We start from the raw sequence: 1,782 nt of genomic DNA, 5'->3' as shown, positions 1-1,782 counted from the left end.
CGGCGGCGACCGCGGCGGCGAAGACAGCCAGGCGCTTGAAGATCGGCATGGTGTCCAACGCTCCTTTCACATCGAGGGGGTGATCCCTCGGTCTCGAGCTTTGCCACGCCGACACCTCTCGGTACTTGTCAGGGCGCTTCTGGGAGGAAGTGGGACATCCCAGCCCGCACAGTGCGGGGATGTCCCACCGGATCGGCAGATTAGGTACGGGGATGGGATATGAGCTGTTGGCAGCCGCTGTCCGAATCGCTGGGCCCCGAGGTGCGCGTCCTGGTGGGAGCAGCTGCGGCGCTTGAAGCTGCGCACCGGGCTGAGCTTGGCCGAGCCGGCGCGCCGACCCCGCCAGGCCGTTCGTTGCGCACCCCCGGCGCAATGTACGCGAAATGTTAGATCCTTAGTACGCGAAATGTTTATTTCACGTTATACTGTGGGGCAGGAGGTGTTCCATGTCCGAGTTGTTTGACGCGGTCGACGCCCTGATCGCCGGGCAGTCGCTGCTGCCCCCGCCTGCGGAACGGGCGCGGCTGCGCAAGGCCCACGGTCTGTCCCAGGACCAGGTCGCCCAGGCGCTGGAGGTGCGCCGGCCGACCGTCGTGTCGTGGGAGAGCGGCAAGACCGAGCCCAGGTCGCCGCAGCGCGACGCCTACGCCCGGCTGCTGGACAAGCTCGCGGAGCTCTACCCTGCCAACACCCCGGTGCCCGCGCAGGACACGGCGGTGCCCGAGACGTTCGCCGGCCCCTCCGCGCCCGTGCCGCGCGAGGCCGAGCCCGGAGAACCGCGACCTCTGTCCACAGGTCCGGCCCCGGATGCTGCGGCCATGACTACTGAACAGAACACCTCGCAGCGCCCTGCCCCCGCTCCGTCCCGTACGGCGGCCGCCACCAGGCCGTCGTCGACGTCGCGGCGTCCGGCGGCGAAGAAGGCCACCGCGAAGCCCGTCGCGGCCGCCGTCGACCCGCGCTTCGCCATCGGGCCGCTCGCGGTCGTCGACGTCGAAGACGGGCAGGTGTCGGCGTACTGCGTCGGCGGCCTGGTCCTGGACGTGCCCGCCAAGTCCATCCCGGCCCTGGTCGACTGGACGCTGTCGGAGGCGATGCTGGGTGCGCCCAAGCTGAGCGGGCCGGGCAAGGACGCCGACCCGCTGATCGTGCTCACCGAGGCCGCGTGCGAGCGGTACGGGCTGCCGCTCCACCTCACCGAGGAGGAGCGCCTGTCGGGGCGGCTGCCGGAGGGCCACAAGGTCATCAAGCAGCTGGCGCGAGCCAACTGGAAGCTGACGAAGCGCGGGTTCGGGCCGTGGGCGCGGATCTACCGCCCGGCCCAGGGCTCCGACCGGATGTGCGTGCAGCTGTGCATCCCGGGCTGGGACGCGCTCGACACCCGGCACTGGGCAGATGCCGGGCAGCTTCCGCCGGCGGAACTCGCCCGGCTGCTGGGCACGTACGCGTCCCGGGTGATGACGCCGCGCGGTTCCACCGCCGTGACCGGCCTGGAGCTGTTGACCGCCCTGCACCCGCCCACACGGGCCAGCGAACCGGACGAGAACGGCAAGCGGCACAGCGAGCACAACCCGGGCTCGCTGGGGAAGGACCCGGTCGACTGCGCGCCGTGCGAGGCCCCCGACGGGCACCCGCTGCTCGCCGACTTGCCCAGGTTCCACCGGCGCACCCCGGCCGAGGTGCTGCTGGAGGAGGCGTACGACTGGTCGCGCCCGATCACCGATGAGGAGTGCCTCAAGCGCTACCTGGTGGGCATCGACGTGAACATGGCCTTCGCCGCCG

General features: G+C 71.1%; 1 protein-coding gene. It reads left to right on the top strand.

The genetic code is table 11. From position 1 onward, the window contains the following. Positions 1-446: 446 nt before the first annotated feature. Positions 447-1,782 (top strand): telomere-associated protein Tap (gene tap, locus FCI23_RS55460; RefSeq protein WP_136731730.1); only part of this gene is annotated, 1,336 nt, incomplete at its 3' end.

This window comes from Actinacidiphila oryziradicis (genome assembly GCF_005047355.1).
Taxonomy (GTDB): Bacteria; Actinomycetota; Actinomycetes; order Streptomycetales; family Streptomycetaceae; genus Actinacidiphila; species Actinacidiphila oryziradicis.
Note: the sequence above shows the minus strand (reverse complement) of the source record. Positions and strands in the feature narration are given on the sequence as shown.